Source organism: Micromonospora sp. A3M-1-15 (assembly GCF_024213425.1).
GTDB classification, from domain to species: Bacteria; Actinomycetota; Actinomycetes; order Mycobacteriales; family Micromonosporaceae; genus Micromonospora; species Micromonospora chersina.
In genome coordinates this window covers 84,744-102,141 of record NZ_JANAVK010000002.1, presented here as the reverse complement: position 1 = coordinate 102,141, position 17,398 = coordinate 84,744, and the positions used below count along the sequence as shown (strand labels likewise).

At 73.7% G+C, this 17,398-nt stretch carries 13 protein-coding genes; 8 read left to right on the top strand and 5 right to left on the bottom strand.

The window, feature by feature from the left end; all coding sequences use genetic code 11:
• Positions 1 to 58: 58 nt before the first annotated feature.
• Together NLX85_RS10155 and NLX85_RS10150 are read right to left on the bottom strand one after the other, a co-directional pair.
• The gene (locus tag NLX85_RS10155; protein WP_254333935.1) at positions 59 to 1,072 is read right to left on the bottom strand and encodes an acetamidase/formamidase family protein; all 1,014 of its coding nucleotides are present in this window, start codon (positions 1,070 to 1,072) and stop codon (positions 59 to 61) included.
• A complete protein-coding gene (locus NLX85_RS10150) occupies positions 1,072 to 2,511 on the bottom strand; it encodes an APC family permease (protein WP_254333933.1) in 1,440 nt (479 codons plus the stop codon). Before NLX85_RS10150 ends, NLX85_RS10155 begins: the two co-directional genes overlap by 1 nt.
• 147 nt (positions 2,512 to 2,658) lie before the next feature.
• On the opposite strand from NLX85_RS10150, the gene NLX85_RS10145 reads away from it, so the two are divergent.
• From NLX85_RS10145 to NLX85_RS10115, 7 genes are read left to right on the top strand one after another with little or no spacing between them, the layout of a single operon-like run.
• On the top strand, positions 2,659 to 3,303 hold the full coding sequence (locus NLX85_RS10145; protein ID WP_254333931.1) for a TetR/AcrR family transcriptional regulator: 645 nt from the start codon (positions 2,659 to 2,661) through the stop codon (positions 3,301 to 3,303).
• A 15-nt stretch (positions 3,304 to 3,318) separates the two neighbouring features.
• Positions 3,319 to 4,164: a TIGR03084 family metal-binding protein gene (locus NLX85_RS10140; protein WP_254333930.1), complete on the top strand. Its 846-nt coding sequence runs from the start codon at positions 3,319 to 3,321 to the stop codon at positions 4,162 to 4,164.
• Complete coding sequence (locus NLX85_RS10135) at positions 4,161 to 5,840, top strand: acyclic terpene utilization AtuA family protein (protein ID WP_254333924.1); 1,680 nt, start codon at positions 4,161 to 4,163, stop codon at positions 5,838 to 5,840. The genes NLX85_RS10140 and NLX85_RS10135 overlap by 4 nt, the downstream gene beginning before the upstream one ends.
• The gene (locus tag NLX85_RS10130; RefSeq protein WP_254333921.1) at positions 5,837 to 7,006 is read left to right on the top strand and encodes an acyl-CoA dehydrogenase family protein; all 1,170 of its coding nucleotides are present in this window, start codon (positions 5,837 to 5,839) and stop codon (positions 7,004 to 7,006) included. Before NLX85_RS10135 ends, NLX85_RS10130 begins: the two co-directional genes overlap by 4 nt.
• 55 nt (positions 7,007 to 7,061) lie before the next feature.
• Positions 7,062 to 8,663 (top strand): carboxyl transferase domain-containing protein, encoded by a 1,602-nt coding sequence (locus NLX85_RS10125; RefSeq protein ID WP_254333920.1) that lies wholly within the window; start codon positions 7,062 to 7,064, stop codon positions 8,661 to 8,663.
• Positions 8,664 to 8,676: 13 nt separating this feature from the next.
• Complete coding sequence (locus NLX85_RS10120; protein ID WP_254333918.1) at positions 8,677 to 10,689, top strand: biotin carboxylase N-terminal domain-containing protein; 2,013 nt, start codon at positions 8,677 to 8,679, stop codon at positions 10,687 to 10,689.
• Positions 10,686 to 11,849 carry an acyl-CoA dehydrogenase family protein gene (locus tag NLX85_RS10115; protein WP_254333916.1) on the top strand — a complete coding sequence of 388 codons (1,164 nt, stop codon included), beginning with the start codon at positions 10,686 to 10,688 and terminating at the stop codon, positions 11,847 to 11,849. The genes NLX85_RS10120 and NLX85_RS10115 overlap by 4 nt, the downstream gene beginning before the upstream one ends.
• A gap of 54 nt (positions 11,850 to 11,903) precedes the next feature.
• Here the strand turns inward: NLX85_RS10115 and NLX85_RS10110 are convergent, their stop codons facing one another.
• The gene (locus NLX85_RS10110; protein ID WP_254333914.1) at positions 11,904 to 13,133 is read right to left on the bottom strand and encodes a GH25 family lysozyme; all 1,230 of its coding nucleotides are present in this window, start codon (positions 13,131 to 13,133) and stop codon (positions 11,904 to 11,906) included.
• Between the two features lie 223 nt (positions 13,134 to 13,356).
• The gene (locus NLX85_RS10105) at positions 13,357 to 15,141 is read right to left on the bottom strand and encodes an alpha/beta hydrolase (protein WP_254333912.1); all 1,785 of its coding nucleotides are present in this window, start codon (positions 15,139 to 15,141) and stop codon (positions 13,357 to 13,359) included.
• Positions 15,142 to 15,394: 253 nt separating this feature from the next.
• On the opposite strand from NLX85_RS10105, the gene NLX85_RS10100 reads away from it, so the two are divergent.
• Complete coding sequence (locus tag NLX85_RS10100) at positions 15,395 to 15,862, top strand: hypothetical protein (RefSeq protein WP_254333910.1); 468 nt, start codon at positions 15,395 to 15,397, stop codon at positions 15,860 to 15,862.
• Here the strand turns inward: NLX85_RS10100 and NLX85_RS10095 are convergent.
• Positions 15,849 to 17,369, bottom strand: a complete 1,521-nt coding sequence (locus tag NLX85_RS10095) for a serine/threonine-protein kinase (protein WP_254333908.1) — start codon at positions 17,367 to 17,369, stop codon at positions 15,849 to 15,851. The two genes, NLX85_RS10100 and NLX85_RS10095, sit on opposite strands and share 14 nt — an antisense overlap.
• Positions 17,370 to 17,398: the final 29 nt, after the last annotated feature.

Genomic DNA, 17,398 nt, shown 5'->3' with positions numbered 1-17,398 from the left:
TGAAGATTCCGAGTCGCAGCGGGACCGGCCGGTGGTGGCCGGCCGGTCCCGGCACCGGTCAGCGGTGGGTCAGGTAGTGCTGGGCCGTCTCACGCAGCCGGGCGTGCACCCCGTCGTATCCACCGCGCCCGCCCAGGTAGCGCTTGTCCACCTTCGCCACCATCGTGTAGTTCGTGTCGCACACGTTGCCGACCGGCGCCTCGCCGGCCTGGCTGACCAGTTGGTACGCGTCGAGCTGATCCAGGCCGACCAGCTCGGCGGTCCAGGTGACCAGGTCGTGCTGGCTGATCCGGTACGCGTCCTCCAGGGGGCGGGCCGAGCCGGTGGACATGAGCGCGTCGTCCGACTCCAGCCGGGGCCACGGCGTGCCGGCTCCCTTGACGACGTCCACCACGACCGTGGTGTTCATGGCCGCCTCGATGCCGGTGCCGCAGACCTCGCCGTGGCCCTGCCGGCAGTGCCCGTCGCCGAGGGCGAAGAGCGTTCCCGACACGTTCACGCCGAAGTACGCGGTGACTCCGGCCCGCAGCTCCGGGGTGTCCATGTTGCCGCCGTGCGCGTCCGGGGTGATCGTCATGCGCGCCTCGAAGGCGCCGGGCGCCACGCCGGCGGTGCCGTGCATCGGGTCCAGCGGCAGCGCCACCGTGTAGTCGCCCCGGCGGGCCCGGTACGTCGCCGTGCCGGCCGCGACGTCGACGTCGTACCGCCAGACCACCTCGTCGAGCGGGGGTTGCAGGGTCGCCGTGGTGTGGGTGCTGGTGAGCGCGCCGAAGTGCGGGAAGGTGGTGGACACGGCCCAGTCCCGGGCCGGCTCGATGGCGACGAAGTGGACGGCGAGGGTGTCACCGGGCTCGGCACCCTCGACGTGGATCGGTCCCGTCACCGGGTTGAGGTACGGGAACTGGCAGACCTGCGACGGCAGGTCGTCGACGCTGCGGACGCGCCCGCCGAAGCAGTCCTCGGTGTAGAGCTCGAGGATCGTGCCCGGGCGCACCCGGAGCACCGCCTCGCGCCCGCCGAAGGTGTAGGAGAGCTCGTCCGGCTCCGGCCGGTACTTCACCACGTCGGTCATCAGTGCGGCTCCTTCACCGGCTCGTCGGTGCTGTCGTGGGCGACGTCGACAAGCGCGGCGAGTTCGGGGCGCCGGCCCGTCAGGTAGAAGGCCAGCAGGACCAGCAGCCCGACGCCCAGCCAGACGAAGCCGAGCACCTGGGCGGCGACCTTGGCGTTGATCACGACGTAGAGCAGGATCAGGAACCCGATCACCGGCACCACGAGGTGCCGCAGCCAGTCCCGGCTGCCGTTGCGCACCACGTAGTGGGTCACGACGGAGACGTGCAGCGCCAGGAACGCCGTCATGGCGCCGAAGTTGACGAGTGTGGACAGCAGCGAGATGCCGTCGTCGCGGCTGGCCATGTAGAGGCCGAGTGCCAGGGAGATCGCGGCGACCAGCAGGGTGGCGTTGGCCGGCACCTTGTGCTTCGGGTTGATCCGGGCGAGGAAGCGCGGCATCTGCCGGTCGCGGGCCATCGCGTACAGCAGGCGGGAGGTCGCGGCCTGGGCGACCAGGGAGTTGGCGAAGCCCCAGGCGATCGCGGTGGCCAGGGCGGTCAGCGCGGCCAGCCAGCCGCCGCCGGCCGCGCGGGCCGCGTCGTAGAACGCGGTTCCCTCGGGGTCGCCGTTGTCGAGCAGGCTGGCGGCGTCCGGCACCAGGAGGGCGGCGACCCAGGTCTGCACGACGAACAGGGCGCCGGCCAGCAGCAGCGCCGCGACCATCGCCCGGCCGATCTGCCGGGCCTCCTCGCGGCTCTCCTCGGCCAGCATGGAGATCCCGTCGAAGCCGAGGAAGGAGAGCACGGCGATCGACACCGCGCCGAAGACCAGCGGCCAGGAGAAGGTGTCCCCGTTGAACAGCGGCCGGAGCGAGAAGCCGGCACCCTTGCCCTGTGCCAGCGCGATCACGCCGACGACCAGGAAGATCGCGAGGATGACCACCTCGGCGGCGAGCATCACCCGGTTGACCCGGGCGGTCATCTTGATGCCGAAGTAGTTGACGACGGTGTTGAGCACGACGAAGGCCACCAGCCACGCCCACACCGGCACGCCGGGCACGAGCGAGTGCATGGCCACGCTCGCCACCAGGTAGAGCAGGCCGGGCACGAGGACGTAGTCGAGCAGGATCACCCAGCCGGCGAGGAAGCCGACGGGCGGTGCGATGCCGCGACCGGCGTAGCTGTAGACGGAGCCGGCCATGGGGAACGCGCGGACCATCTGCGCGTACGACAGGGCGGTGAACATCATCGCCACCATGCCGATGATGTAGGCGAGCGCGACCATGCCGCCGGAGCCGGCGTACACGCTGCCGAAGATGCCGAAGGGCGCGATCGGCACCATGAAGATCAGTCCGTAGATGAGCAGGTCGGTGAAGCTGAGGCTCCGGCTCAGTTCCTGTCGGTAGCCGAACCGTTCGACCTGGGGGCCTGTCTGGGATGGGTCGGGAGGATGAGTCACGGCACGCCTCCTTGATCTGGTGAGGCCGCACGTTAGTCCTGCCCCCGACGGACAGCTAGATCCAAGTGCCTGAATTGAAAACATCGACAAAGCGACCCAGAAAAAGTCAGGCTTGACTGTTTGTTTCGGGGACGGCACGCTGTCCCCGTGCCCACCGCATCGACCCGCGTCCCTCAGCAGGAGCGCAGCCGCGCCACCCAGGCCCGGCTGCTGGAGGCGACCGTCGAGTGCCTGGTGGAGCACGGCTGGTCCGGCACCACCACGACCGTGGTGGCGGCCCGGGCGGGCGTCTCCCGGGGCGCCCAGCTGCACCACTACCCGACCAAGGCCGCCCTGGTCACCGCCGCCGTCACCCACCTCACCGAGCGCCGGGCCGTGGAGCTGCGCACCGAGGCCGCGGCGCTGCCCGCCGGCCCGCGGCGGCTCGACCGCGTGGTCGACCTGCTCGCCGCCGCCTTCACGGGGCCGCTCTTCGTCGCCGCGCTGGAACTGTGGGTGGCCGCCCGCACCGACGCCGAGCTGCGCGACGCCCTGGTCCCCCTCGAAGCCCGGGTGGGCCGCGAGATGCACCGGCTGACCGTCGAGCTGCTCGGCGTGGACGAGCGGCGGCCCGGCGTCCGCGAGGCGGTGCAGGCAACCCTCGACCTGCTCCGCGGCCTCGGCGTGGCCAACCTGCTCAGCGACGACTCGGCCCGCCGCGCCGCCCTGCTGCACACCTGGAAGCGCCAGCTCGCCACCCTGCTCACCCCCGACGCCGGCCCGCCCACGCCCGGGAGCGCGCGGCCGCACTGACTCCCCGGAGGCTCCATGGTCGACCTGACAGCCCTGCTCGCGGACCTGGCCGCCGAGTCCGAGCAGCTCGACGCCCTCGTCGCGCCGCTGCCGCCGGAAGCCTGGGCGCGGCCGACCCCGGCACCCGGCTGGAGCGTGGCCCACCAGATCGCCCACCTGGCCTGGACCGACCACGTGGCCCACCTGGCGGCGACGGACACCGCGGCGTTCTTCGCCTCGGTCACCTCCGCCCCGGATCCGTCCCGGCTGGTCGACGACGGCGCCGAGGCGTTCCTCGCCCCGCCCGCCGCGCTGCTGGCCCGCTGGCGTGCGGGCCGGGCCGCGCTCGCGGCGGCGCTCGCGGCCGCGCCGGCCGGGGAGAAACTGCCCTGGTACGGCACCCGGATGTCGCCCACCTCGATGGCGACCGCCCGGCTCATGGAGACCTGGGCGCACGGCGAGGACGTGGCCGACGCGCTGGGCGTCCGGCGGACCCCGACGGCCCGACTGCGGCACGTCGCGCACCTGGGGTTCCGTACCCTCGGGCACGGCTTCGCGGCGCACGGCCGCGCGGTGCCGGCGGCGCCGGTCCGGGTCGAGCTGCTGGCACCGGTGAGCGCGGGGAGTGAGCCTGCGAGCCCCGCAGTCGCGAACAAAGACGACACCGACGGGGACACCTGGGCCTTCGGGCCGGAGGACGCGGCCGACCGGGTCACCGGCCCGGCGCTCGACTTCTGCCTGCTGGTGACCCAGCGCCGGCACCGCGCCGACCTGGCGCTCGTCGCCACCGGGCCGGTAGCCGACGAGTGGCTGGACGTGGCCCAGGCGTTCGCCGGCCCGCCGGGCGGGAAGCGGGCGGCGGGCAGCGGGGTGCCCCGGTGACCGCGCTGCGGGTCGGCAACGCGTCCGGCTTCTACGGCGACCGCCTCTCCGCCTGGCGGGAGATGCTCGACGGCGGCGAGCTGGACGTGCTGACCGGCGACTACCTGGCCGAGCTGACCATGCTGATCCTCGGCCGGGACCGGATGCGCGACCCCTCGCTCGGCTACGCGAAGACGTTCCTGCGCCAGCTGGAGGGCACCCTCGGCACCGCGCTGGACCGCGGGGTCCGGCTGGTCACCAACGCCGGCGGCCTCAACCCGGCGGGGCTGGCCGCCGCGATCAGCGCGCTCGCCGACCGGCTCGGCCTCACCGTCCGGATCGGGTACGTCGAGGGCGACGCCCTCGCCCGGCCGGACGCGTTGACCGCGAACGCCTACCTGGGGGCGTTCGGGATCGCGGCCTGCCTCGACGCCGGGGCGGACGTGGTGGTCACCGGGCGGGTGAGTGACGCCTCGCTGGCGGTCGGCCCGGCCATCTCCCGCTTCGGCTGGACCCGGGACGACCTCGACGCGCTGGCCGGGGCGACCGTCGCGGGGCACCTCATCGAGTGCGGGGCACAGGTCACCGGCGGCAACTTCAGCTTCTTCACCGAGCTGCCCGACGGCGGGCACCGGCCCGGCTTCCCCATCGCCGAGATCCACGCGGACGGCTCGTCGGTGCTCACCAAGCACCCGGGCACGGGCGGCGCGGTCACCGTCGAGACGGTCACCGCCCAGCTGCTGTACGAGGTGGGCGGGCCGGCGTACCTCGGGCCGGACGTGGTGACCCGGCTCGACACCGTGGAGCTGGCCCAGGAGGGGCCGGACCGGGTGCGGGTCTCCGGCGTCCGGGGCACGCCCCCGCCGGACACCCTCAAGGTGGGCGTCAACAACCTGGGCGGCTTCCGCAACTCGATGACGTTCGTGCTCTGCGGGCTGGACATCCCGGCCAAGGCGGCCCTGGTGCGGGGGCAGCTGGAGGAGGCGGTCGGCAAGGAGGGGCTGGAGTTCACGCTGGCCCGCACCGATCACCCGGACGCCGCCGACACCGAGGCGGCGAGCGCGCTGCTGCACGTACACCTGCGGGACGGCGACAAGGCGCGGGCCGGGCGGGCCTTCTCGGCGGCCGCCGTGGAGCTGGCGCTGGCCTCCTACCCGGGCTGCACGCTGACCACCCTGCCCGGCGACGCCACCCCGTACGGGGTCTTCACCGCCGACGCCGTGCCGCAGGACGCGGTCGCGCACGTGGCCGTGCTGCCGGATGGGACCCGGGTGCCGATCGCCCCGCCGGCGCGGACGGCCGCACCGCCCGCCTACGAGCCGGTGGCGGCACCGGAGTTCGACGCCGGGCCGACCCGGCGGGCGCCGCTCGGGGAGCTGGTCGGTGCGCGGTCGGGCGACAAGGGCGGGGACGCCAACCTCGGCGTCTGGGCCCGCACCGACGCCACCTGGGCCTGGCTGCGCGGCTGGTTGACCGTCGCGCGGCTGGCCGAGCTGCTGCCGGAGACCGGCCCGCTGACCGTCGAGCGGCACGAGCTGCCGAACCTGCGCGCCGTCAACTTCGTGATCCGGGGGCTCCTCGGCCAGGGCGTGGCCGCCTCCACCCGCTTCGACCCGCAGGCCAAGGCGCTCGGCGAGCTGCTCCGCTCCCGGATCGTCGACCTGCCCGCCGACCTCACCCCGGGAGTGCCGTCATGACCATCGTGGACACTCCCGAACGGCGGCAGCTCCGCGAGCTGACCCGGGCCTTCGTCACCAAGGAGGTCCTGCCCTGCCTGGACGACTGGGAGCGGGCCGGCGAGGTGCCCCGCTCGCTGCACGAGACCGCCGCGAAGATCGGGCTGCTCGGCATCGGCTTCCCCGAGTCGGTCGGCGGCAGCGGCGGCGACCTGCTCGACTCGATCCTGGTCACCGAGGAGGTCATCCGCGCGGGCGGCTCGTCCGGGCTGATCGCCGCCCTGTTCACCCACGGCATCGCGCTGCCGCACATCGTCGCCGCCTGCGGCGACAAGGCAGGCCCAGGCGCGGCCGGTCCGCAGCATCTCATCGACAGGTACGTGCGGCCCACACTCGCCGGGACGATGATCGGCGCGCTGGCGATCACCGAGCCGGACGGCGGCTCCGACGTGGCGGGCATCCGCACCTGCGCCCGGCGGGACGGCGACCACTACGTGGTGAACGGGTCGAAGACCTACATCACCAGCGGCGTCCGGTCCGACTTCGTGACCACCGCCGTCTGCACCGACTTCCCCGGCTCCGGCGCGCTGAGCCTGCTCGTGATCGAGAAGGGCACGCCCGGGTTCACCGTCGGCCGGCGGCTGGAGAAGCTGGGCTGGCACTGCTCGGACACCGCCGAACTCTCCTTCGTCGACGTCCGCGTGCCGGTGGCGAACCGGATCGGACCGGAGGACACCGGGTTCCTGGCGATCATGCAGCAGTTCGCCACCGAGCGGCTCTCGCTGGCCACCCAGGCCTACGCCACCGCGCAGCGCTGCGTGGAGCTGGCCACCCGCTGGTGCCGGGACCGGTCCACCTTCGGCCGCCCGCTCGCCAGCCGGCAGCTCGTCCGGCACCGGCTGGCCGAGATGCACACCCGCGCCGAGGCGGCCCGGGCGTACGTGCACGACGTGGCCGAGCGGGTCGCCGCGGGCGAGCCGGTCGTGACCGAGGTGGCCATGGCGAAGAACGTCGCGGTGGCGGCCTGCGACTTCGTCGTCGACGCGGCGCTGCAACTGCACGGCGGCTTCGGCTACCTGCGTGACGCCGAGGTGGAACGGCACTACCGGGACGCCCGGATCCTCGGCATCGGCGGCGGCACCACGGAGATCATGAACGAGATCATCGCGAAGGGCATGGGCCTGTGAGTGCGAGGAGTGAGCCGGGTTTGCGAGCCCCGCAGTCACGAACGAAAGGATCGCTGTGAGCACACTGGACAGCGCGATCGACCCGTCCTCGCCGGCCCACCGGGCCAACCGCGAGGCGCTGCTCGAGCGCCTCGCCGAGCTGGAGTCGACGCTCGACCAGGCGCGGGCCGGTGGCGGCGAGAAGTACGTGACCCGGCACCACAAGCGCGGCAAGCTGCTCCCCCGGGAGCGGATCGAGCTGCTGCTGGACCCGGACAGCCCGTTCCTGGAACTGTCGCCGGTGGCCGCGTACGGCACCGACTTCCCGGTGGGCGCCAGCACGGTCACCGGCATCGGGGTGGTCGAGGGCGTGGAGTGCCTCGTCGTCGCCAACGACCCGACGGTACGCGGCGGGGCCGTGAACCCGTGGGCGCTCGCCAAGACCCGGCGGGCCGGCGAGATCGCCCTGGCCAACCGGCTGCCCATGGTGAACCTGGTCGAGTCCGCCGGCGCGGACCTGCCCACCCAGGCGGAGATCTTCATCCCGGGCGGCCGGGTGTTCCGCGACCTGACCCGGCTCTCCGCGGCGCGGATCCCCACGGTCAGCGTGGTCTTCGGCAACGCCACGGCGGGCGGCGCGTACGTGCCCGGCATGTCTGACTACACGATCATGATCCGGGACCGGTCGCAGGTCTACCTGGCCGGGCCGCCGCTGGTGAAGATGGCCACCGGCGAGGTCACCGACGACGAGTCGCTGGGCGGGGCGGCCATGCACGCCACGAAGTCCGGCCTGGCCGACTTCCTGGCCGAGGACGAGCGGGACGGCATCCGGCTGGCCCGGCAGTGCGTACGCCGGCTCAACTGGCGCAAGCAGGGCCCGCCGCCGCGCAACCCGTTCCCCCAGCCACCGAAGTACGACCCGGAGGAACTGCTCGGCATCGCCAGCGCCGACCTCAAGGTGCCCTTCGACCCGCGCGAGGTGCTGGCGCGGGTCCTGGACGGCAGCGAGTTCGACGAGTTCAAGCCGAACTACGGCACCGCGCTGGTCACCGGCTGGGGCGAGCTGCACGGCTGGCCGGTCGGCGTGCTGGCCAACGCCCGGGGGGTGCTGTTCAGCGAGGAGGCGCAGAAGGCGGCCCAGTTCATCCAGCTCGCCAACGCCGCCGACACGCCGCTGGTCTTCCTCCAGAACACCACCGGCTACATGGTCGGGACGGAGTACGAGCAGCGCGGCATCATCAAGCACGGCGCCCTGATGATCAACGCGGTGTCGAACTCGAAGGTCCCGCACCTGACGGTCAACCTCGGCGCCTCCTACGGGGCCGGCAACTACGGCATGTGCGGCCGGGCGTACGAGCCGCGGTTCCTCTTCACCTGGCCGAACGCCAAGTCCGCGGTGATGGGGCCGGCGCAGCTCGCCGGGGTGCTGTCGATCGTCGCCCGGCAGGCCGCCGCCGCCCGGGGCCGCGACTACGACGAGGACTCCGACGCCGCCATGCGGATGATGGTCGAGCAGCAGATCGAGTCCCAGTCCGGGGCGCTCTTCCTCTCCGGCCGGCTCTACGACGACGGGGTGATCGACCCCCGGGACACCCGTACCGTCCTGGGGCTCTGCCTGTCGGCGATCCACAGCGGACCGGTGAAGGGCGCCGAAGGCTTCGGCGTCTTCCGGATGTGAGAGGGCTACCAGAATGATCCAGAGATTGTTGGTCGCCAACCGGGGCGAGATCGCCCGCCGGATCTTCGCCACCTGCCGGGCGCTCGGCGTCACGACGGTCGCCGTGCACTCCGACGCGGACGCCGACGCGCCCTTCGTGGCCGAGGCCGACCTGGCCGTCCGGCTGCCCGGGAACACGCCGGCCGAGACGTACCTGCGGATCGACCTCGTCCTGGACGCGGCCCGGCGGGCCGGCGCGGACGCGGTCCACCCCGGCTACGGCTTCCTGGCCGAGAACGCCGACTTCGCCGCGGCGGTCACCGACGCGGGGCTGACCTGGGTCGGCCCGCCCGCCAAGGCGATCGCCGCCATGGGCGACAAGATGGCGGCCAAGGCGCTGCTCGCCGACGCTGGCGTGCCCATGCTGCCGACCTGGACCGAGGCCGACCAGGTGACGGGCTTCCCGGTGCTGGTCAAGGCCGCCGCGGGCGGCGGCGGGCGGGGCATGCGGGTGGTCCGCGACGCCGCCGGGCTCGCCGAGGCCGTGGCGGGCGCGCGCCGCGAGGCGGCCGCGGCGTTCGGCGACGGCACGGTCTTCATCGAGCGGTACGTCGAGCGCGGCCGGCACGTCGAGGTGCAGATCTTCGGCGACACCCACGGAACCGTGGTGGCCCTCGGGGTGCGCGACTGCTCGATCCAGCGCCGGCACCAGAAGATCGTCGAGGAGGCGCCGGGCGTCCTGCCGCCGGAGGTGCGCGAGCGGCTGCACAAGGCGGCGGTGGCCGCCGGCCGGGCGGTCGACTACGTCGGCGCGGGGACCGTCGAGTTCCTGCTCGCGCCCGACGGGGAGGTCCACTTCCTGGAGATGAACACCCGCCTCCAGGTGGAGCACCCGGTCACCGAGGCGGTCACCGGGTGGGACCTGGTCCGGCTGCAACTGCTGGTCGCCGAGGGCGAGCCGCTGCCGCTGACCGCCACCCCGCCGGCCGACGGCCACGCGATCGAGGTGCGGCTCTGCGCCGAGGACCCGGCCCAGGGCTTCCGCCCGGCCACCGGCACCCTGCACCGCTTCGCGATCCCGGGGGTGGCCGGCGAGTTCACCCCGGCGAAGGGCCTGCGGCTGGACTCCGGCGTCGTGGACGGCTCGGCGGTGAGCGTGCACTACGACTCGATGCTCGCCAAGCTCGTCGCCTGGGCGCCCACCCGGGCCGAGGCCGCCCGCGCCCTGGCCGGCGCGCTGGCCCGGGCCGAGCTGCACGGCGTCGCCACCAACCGGGACCTGCTGGTCCGGGTGCTGCGCAGCCGCGAGTTCGGCGCGGCGGAGGCCGACACCAGCTTCCTGGAGCGGCACGAGGAGGTGTTCGCGCCGCTGCTGGCGGCCGACCAGCTCCCCCTGGCCGCGCTGGCCGCCGCGCTGGCGGGCGCCGCCGGGCGTCGCGCGGCCGCACCCGTGCTGGGCGGGCTCCCCTCGGGCTGGCGGAACGTGCCGGCCTTCCCGCAGGTCACCCGCTTCGCCGGACCCGACGGCGAGATCGAGGTCCGGTACCGGCTGGACCGCACGGGCGCGCTCGCCGACTGGTCGGCGTCACCGGCCCCCGCGTCAACCGGCCGGGACGGGTCGGCGGCGGGCGGCGGCGACGCGGCGCCGGACGTGACGGTGGTCGAGGTTGCTCCGGACCGCGCCGTGCTCGACGTGGACGGGACGCGGCGGGCGTTCCGCGTACACCGGGTGGGGTCGGAGGTCTTCGTGGACGGCCCGGACGGGGCGGCGAGCCTCACCGAGCTGCCGCGCTTCCCCCTGCCCACCGCGGAGCTGGCCGCCGGGTCGCTGCTCGCGCCGCTGCCCGGCGCGGTGACCCGGGTGCACGTCGAGGTCGGCCAGCGGGTGACCGCCGGCGACCTGCTGCTGACCCTCGAAGCGATGAAACTCGAACACCCCGTGCTCGCCCCGACCGACGGCGTGGTGGCGGAGCTGCCGGTGCCGTCCGGCGGCCAGGTCGACACCGGGGCCGTGCTGGCCGTGGTCACTGAGGAGGACCCGCGATGAACTTCGACCTCACCCCCGAGCAGGACCAGCTCCGCGACGCCGTCCGGGCGCTGGGCCGGAAGTACGGCCACGGCTACTTCGTCGAGAAGGCCAAGGCCGGTGCGCACACCACCGAGCTGTGGCAGGAGGCCGGCCGGCTCGGCTACCTGGGTGTCAACATCCCCACCGAGTACGGCGGTGGGGGCGGCGGCATCACCGAGCTGGCCATCGTCTGCGAGGAGCTGGCCGCGGCCGGCTGCCCGCTGCTGCTGCTCGTGGTCTCGCCCGCCATCGCGGCCACCGTCATCAACAAGCACGGCACCGACGAGCAGCGCAAGCGGCACCTGCCCGGCCTCGCCGACGGCTCGCAGAAGATCGTCTTCGCGATCACCGAACCGGAGGCCGGGTCGAACTTCCACCGGCTCGGCACGGTGGCCCGCCGCGACGGCGACGACTGGCTGCTCACCGGCCGCAAGTGCTACATCTCCGGCGTCAACGAGGCCGGACACGTGCTGGTGGTGGCCAGGACCGAGGATTCCTCCACCGGGAAACTCAAGCCGGCGCTGTTCATCGTGCCGACCGACGCGCCCGGCCTGGAGAAGTCCAAGCTGGACATGGAGATCCTCTCCCCGGAGAACCAGTTCCTGCTCTACCTGGACGACGTGCGGCTGCCCGCCGACGCGCTGGTCGGCGAGTCGCTGGACGCCGGGCTGCCGGCGCTGTTCGCCGGCCTCAACCCGGAGCGGATCACGGTCGCCGCCATGGGCGCCGGCACCGGCCGGTACGCCGTCGAGCGGGCCAGCGAGTACACCGCCACCCGGAAGGTGTGGGGCGGCCGGAGCATCGGCACGCACCAGGGCGTCGCCCACCCGCTCGCGCACGCGGCGGTGCAGGTGGAACTGGCCCGCCTGATGATCCACAAGGCGGCCACCCTCTACGACGCGGGCCGCGACCTGGAGGCCGGCGTCGCCGGCAACATGGCCAAGTACGCGGCCGGCGAGGCAGCCGCCCTCGCCGTGGACACCGCCGTGCAGGCGCTGGGCGGCGCCGGCATGACCACGGAGTACGGCGTGGCGACCCTGCTCGGCGCGGTCCGGGCCGGCCGGATCGCCCCGGTCAGCCGCGAGATGATCCTCAACTTCGTCGCCCAGCACGTGCTGGGCCAGGACAAGTCCTACTGAGTACGCCGCTGCCCGGCACCCCTTCCTCGGGGGCGCCGGGCAACGGCGGCGGGCTCAGGAGGTGGCGATCCTGTCGAACTTCTCCCACGGCCCGATCGACGTGCGGTTGGCGATGAGCGGCAGGGCGCCCGCGTTCTCCGCCACCACGTACCGGCCGTTGGCGTTGGCCCGGAGGCTGATGCTGCCGTCCGAGTTGTTGATGACGGTGAACTTCTCCCAGGCGCCGATCGACGTGCGGTTGGCGATCAGCGACTTGGCGCCCGCGCTCTCCGCCACCACGTACCGGCCGTTGGCCCGTGCACGGAGGGCGACGAACCCGCCACCCGCGTCGACCACGTCGAACTGCTCCCACAGCCCGACCGCGGTCCGGTTGGCGATGAGCGGCTTGGCGCCGGCGCTCTCGGCCACCACGTAGCGGCTGTTGGCCCGGGCGCGGAGGGCGATCGGCGCCGCGGGCGCCGGAGCGCCGGTGAGCCGGGTGAGGGCCGCGTAGTCGCCGTTGAACGCGTTCTGGCTGTAGTTGCCGGGCTGGCTGGGGTCGCCGGCCGCGTACTGCCAGATCGTCTCGGTCGTCCAGCCCGCGGGCAGCGGCGGGCGGGTGGTGGTGTAGCCGGCGATGTCCAGCGGGTTGGCCCCGAAGGTGGCGTTGTTGCCGGTGCACGGGTTCCAGTAGTTGGTGTTCGTGTAGATCATCACCGGCCGCCCGATGCGGGCCTTGACCTGGTCGGTGAAGGACTTGATCCAGGCGGACATCTCCGTCGTGGTCAGCCCGTAGCACGTCGGGGCGCCGGACCAGTACGGCCACTCGATGTCGACCATGGGCACGAGCGTCTGGCTGTCCTTGGCGAACTGCGCGTTGTCGATGAAGAAGTTCGCCTCGGTGACCGGGTCGCGCCCGTCCGGGCGGGCGAAGTGGTAGGCGCCGACGAGCAGGCCGGCGGCCTTGGCCGCCGCGTAGTCCGCGGCGAAGTAGGGATTGCGGTACGTCTGCCCCTCGGTGGCCTTCACGTACGCGAACTTGTAGCCGTTGGCCGCCACGCCCGGCCAGTCGATGGCGCCGAGGTTGTGGTCGTGGCTGGACACGTCGATCCCGCGGATCGTGTAGCCGGCGGGGATGGTGGCGCTCGTGGTGGCCGAGGTGATGCGGGCGCCGGGCTTGACGCCGGCGTTCGCCCGGCCACCACCGTCGGGAGCGGCGTCGGCCGCGCCGGCCGGCTGGGACATGCCGAGTGCGCCGAGCGCGAGCCCGGCGGACAGCAGAACAGAGATCCATCTTCTTGACATGGAGGTCGAGATCTCCTCGGTCGGGAAGTCGAGGACCGCCGGTCGCCAAAGGGGCGGATCACGGCGGCGGAACGCCCTCGCACTCGGGCCGGGGAACCGGCGGGAGCAGGGCGCGGCCGTACTCTAACCCGCCGAACCGCCTGCGTGCTGCCCCGACCGTCCGCGTCGCTCGGGGCCCGGGGTACGGCGGGTGCCCGATCACCCGCCGTACCCCGGGGGTCCGTCAGCGGACGGTCAGCGTGCCGACCGCCGGCAGCGGCGCGACGACCGGCGGCAGCCGCTTCGGCTCGCCGCGGCCGGGCTCACCGGCCCGGGCCAGGTCGCTCTTCGACGCCGCCGCCCGGGTGGCCGCCGGCTCGTCCTGGAACGGCTGGGCGTCACCGGTGCAGAGCGTGCCCTTGGCCGGCAGCGTCCCCTTGACCAGGTACGCGTCGACCGCGCCCGTCACGCAGGCCGAGGTGCCGTAGGCGGTGTGCCCCCAGCTGTCGCTGCTCAGCAGCCGGCTGTTCGGCAGCAGCCGGGCCGAGCTGACCGCACCCTGGTAGTTGGTCGCCGGGTCCCAGTAGTTGCCGACCACCAGCACCGGCGCGGCGGTGGTCCGGTCGAACGGGCCGGTCCAGGCGTCCTCGTCGCGCACGGTCCAGGTGTTGCGGGCGCAGGGCGCGGTGCCCCAGGTCCAGGCCCGGCCGAAGTACGGCGCCCGCTTGTCCTCCCTGGCCGACAGCGCCGGCCAGGCGTCCGCGCTCCTCGGGTGGTACGCGTCGGTGCAGTCCACCGTCAGGAACGTCTCCAGCCCGTTGTCGTACGGGAAGTCGTATCCGCGCTGCTGGCGGACCTGGGCGGCCCGGCGGGCCACCTCGGTGCGCGCCTGCGCCCGGGCCGGCGCCGCCGCGGCCGGGTCCGTCAGCACCAGCAGCTCGCCGGTGAGCTCCACGATGTACTGCCAGCCGTTCGGGTCGTAGAGGTTGCCGAGGGTGGCGCTGACGAAGTCGGCGTAGCTCACGGTGAACTGCCCGAGGTCCGGGTCGTCCACCACCAGGGGCTTCTTGCGCAGCCGCTGCGCCACCGTCTCGTACGCGGCGACCGGGTCGCCGCCGGACGCCAGCGCGCACTTCTCCGCACCCGCCTTGGCGCAGCGGACCAGGATCTCGTGCAGCGCCCGGTACGCGCCGTCGGCGCTGCGCAGCCGGGTCTCCTGGAGCTGGTTGCGGGACCTGCCCTGGCCGACCCAGGCGTTCGGGTTGAGCACGCCGTCGACCACGAGGGCGCGGAACCGGTCCGGGAACATGTTGGCGTAGTACTGCCCCAGCGCGGTGCCGTAGCTGAAGCCCAGGTAGCTGAGCTTCCTGTCGCCGACCGCGCGGCGCAGCACGTCCATGTCGCGGGCCACCTCAGCGGTGGACGCCGCGCCGGTGAGCGGCCGGCCCGTGGTCGAGCAGCCCCTGCCGACCGCCTTCGACGCCGCGACGTACGCCTTCTCCTCGGCCTTCGTGTACGGGAAGGCGACGTTCAGCCCGGCGTACGCCCGGGTCTGGTCCTTCACCGACGGGAAGCACTTGACGTTGTCGCTGGCGGCGACGCCGCGCGGGTCGACGCCGACGATGTCGAAGCGGTCGAGCAGGTCGTCGCCGAGGAAATAGGGCGCGGCGAGCGCGATGCTGGTGCCGGAGCCGCCCGGGCCGCCCGGGTTGAGGAACAGGCTGCCGATCTTGTGCTGCTGGTCGCGGGCCCTGACCCGGAGCACCGCCACCTCGGTGGTGGCGCGCTTCGGGTTGTCGTAGTCCAGCGGGAGCCGGACCGTGGCGCACTCGGCGTAGTCGTAGCAGGCGTACCAGTCGAGCTTCGGCGTCGGCACGCGGTCGACCCGGCGCGCCTCGGCGGCGCTGGTCCGGTCGTGCGTCGGCGGCTGCGGCGTGCGCGCCGCGGCCGCGGCCGGCGCGAACGCCGATCCGGCGAGGACGATGCCGGCGATCCCTGTTGCGGTGAGGGACCGGATTGCACGTGGCATGTGGCTGCCTTCCGGTGGGGAACGGGGTCCGTCGAGGAGACCTCGACCCCCGTCACTTTAGGGATCAAGGCCAACCAAAGCCGCCCGTCAAACGCGGGCAGAAGCGACAGATTGCCGATTGATGTAACGAATTTTTCTTGATCGACGCTTTTGGCCCTCCAGGTGGGAGGGTGACCCGCGAGGGAACGCTTCTGACGGGAAGCCGTCCCAACCCTGCGGTTGACAGGTCGACGCGCTGGGCCATGCTTGTCGGGTGAGTTCGTTCCCGAAGCCCGATGCGCGGGTCAAGGCCGCCGTCGCATCGCTGGCGGCGGTCGCGGCGCTTGTCACGTTGGTCGTGTGGCGCCCCGCCGGCATCCTGTCGGTGGTGCTGGCCCTGATCTGTGTCCTGCTCGGCATGGTCGCCGGGGTGACGGTGACCGCCGCCCGCCAGGCCCCTCCCCGCGCCGACGCCCCGGCCGAGGAGTGGCCGACCCCCGCCGGGTACGGAGTGGACGCCGACACCTTGGAGGCGATCGACCCCAGGGCCGTGCGGCAGCTCCGCACGCCCACCGGCGGCTACGCGGGTGACGCCGACACCCTGGAAACGCTCGATCCGCGGGCGGTCCACGACCTGCGGGCGTCCGGCGGCGCCTACCCGGTGGACGCCGACACCCTGGCCACGCTCGATCCCCGGGTCGTGCGGGAACAGCGGGCGGCGAACGGCGTCAGCGACCGGTGAGGGTGGGCACGGCGAGCGCGTCCACGCCCCGACCCGCCAGGCACCGGTAGGTGCGGTCCAGCTCCGTGCCGGCCGGCGGCAGCACCTCCAGATTCCAGCCGGTCGCCTGCCGGATGCCGCTGGCCAGCCGGAATGTGCTGAGGTTGCAGACCTGCTGGACGGCCGGGTCGGCCACCACCGCGTCGTGGCCCGCCCCGGCCAGCGCGGCCGGCAGGTCGCCCTCCGCGTAGGTCTCCCAGGTGTGCCGGCCGTCGCAGGGCACCCGGGTCGCCTCGGCCCGGTCGCGGCGCAACCGGACCGGGCCGTAACACTCCAGTTCGGACGCGCAGTGGGCGCCCGCCGGCAGCCGGACGTCGCCCGCCGCGCAGCCCGGCAGCACCTTCGCACCGGAGGGCTGGACCGCACCGCTGGCCACCGGCGTCGGCGACACCACGGGCGGCGCACCGCCGGCGAGCCAGGCCCCGGCGCTGGCCGAGGCGGCGAGCGCGAGCACCCCCGCACCGCCGAGGAACCAGCGGCGCGGCCAGCGCCGGCCACGGGTCGGCACGGTCGGGTGGGTGTCCTCCGACGGCGGGCGCGGGCTCGGCTGGCCGCTACGGGCCAGCGGGTGGCCGCCGGTGGTCGGACCGCCGCTGACCGGGGCCCCCGGGTAGGGCGCGCCGCTCACCGGGGCGGCCCCCGGGTCCAGCGGGAGCGACGCGAGCAGGCCGCGCAGCTCGACGGCGGAGGGCCGCTCGTCCGGGTCGTTCGCCATGCCCAGCCGCAGCAGGTCGATCAGCTCGTCGGGCACGCCGGGCAGGCCGGGGATCGGCTGCTGGAACATCTCCAGCACGGTGACCAGGCTCGGGTTGCGCTCGGACTGCCAGCGCGGGGGCCGGCCGTGCATCACCGCGTAGAGGGTGGCGCAGAGCGCGTAGACGTCGACGGCCGGGCTGGGCGGGCTGTGGCTGAACATCTCCGGCGGCGCGTACGCCGGGGTGAGCACCTCCAGGGTGACCGAGGCGTCGCGCACCTCGGCCAGCACCGCCAGCCCGAAGTCGGCCAGCACCGCCGGGTTGAAGTGCGAGTAGAGGATGTTGGCCGGCTTGACGTCCCGGTGCAGCACCCCGGCCGCGTGCGAGTGCGCCAGCGCGTCGGCGATCTTCACGCCGAGGTCGCGGGCCTCCACCGCGCCCAACGGGCGCCGGCGCATCCGCTCCGCGTACGAGCCGTCGCAGAGCTCCATGATCAGGTAGGGGTGCTGGTCGACGGTGACCCCGACGTCGAAGAGGTCCACCACGTGCGGATGGGAGGACATCTTGCCGGCGGCCCGCGCCTCACGCAGGAAGCGCGCCTGGTCCCGCTCGCTGGCCAGCGTGCGGTTCTCCACCTTGACGGCGACCTCGCGCCCCACCGAGATCTGGGTGGCCCGGTAGACGGTGGCGTAGCCACCCCGGGCGAAGACCTCCAGGTCGGTCAGACCGGGCACGATGGGCAGCCGCAGGGCGCCGGGCGGGGTCTCGGTCACGGCTCGAAAATACCCAACGGTCCCGGTCG

What these genes read in the sequence shown, in the direction of transcription:
- NLX85_RS10110 (WP_254333914.1), bottom strand. Translation starts at nt 13,133, where the DNA reads ATGTCAAGAAGATGGATCTCTGTTCTGCTGTCCGCCGGGCTCGCGCTC.
- NLX85_RS10105 (WP_254333912.1), bottom strand. Translation starts at nt 15,141, where the DNA reads ATGCCACGTGCAATCCGGTCCCTCACCGCAACAGGGATCGCCGGCATC.
- NLX85_RS10120 (WP_254333918.1), top strand. Translation starts at nt 8,677, where the DNA reads ATGATCCAGAGATTGTTGGTCGCCAACCGGGGCGAGATCGCCCGCCGG.
- NLX85_RS10130 (WP_254333921.1), top strand. Translation starts at nt 5,837, where the DNA reads ATGACCATCGTGGACACTCCCGAACGGCGGCAGCTCCGCGAGCTGACC.
- NLX85_RS10115 (WP_254333916.1), top strand. Translation starts at nt 10,686, where the DNA reads ATGAACTTCGACCTCACCCCCGAGCAGGACCAGCTCCGCGACGCCGTC.
- NLX85_RS10155 (WP_254333935.1), bottom strand. Translation starts at nt 1,072, where the DNA reads ATGACCGACGTGGTGAAGTACCGGCCGGAGCCGGACGAGCTCTCCTAC.
- NLX85_RS10140 (WP_254333930.1), top strand. Translation starts at nt 3,319, where the DNA reads ATGGTCGACCTGACAGCCCTGCTCGCGGACCTGGCCGCCGAGTCCGAG.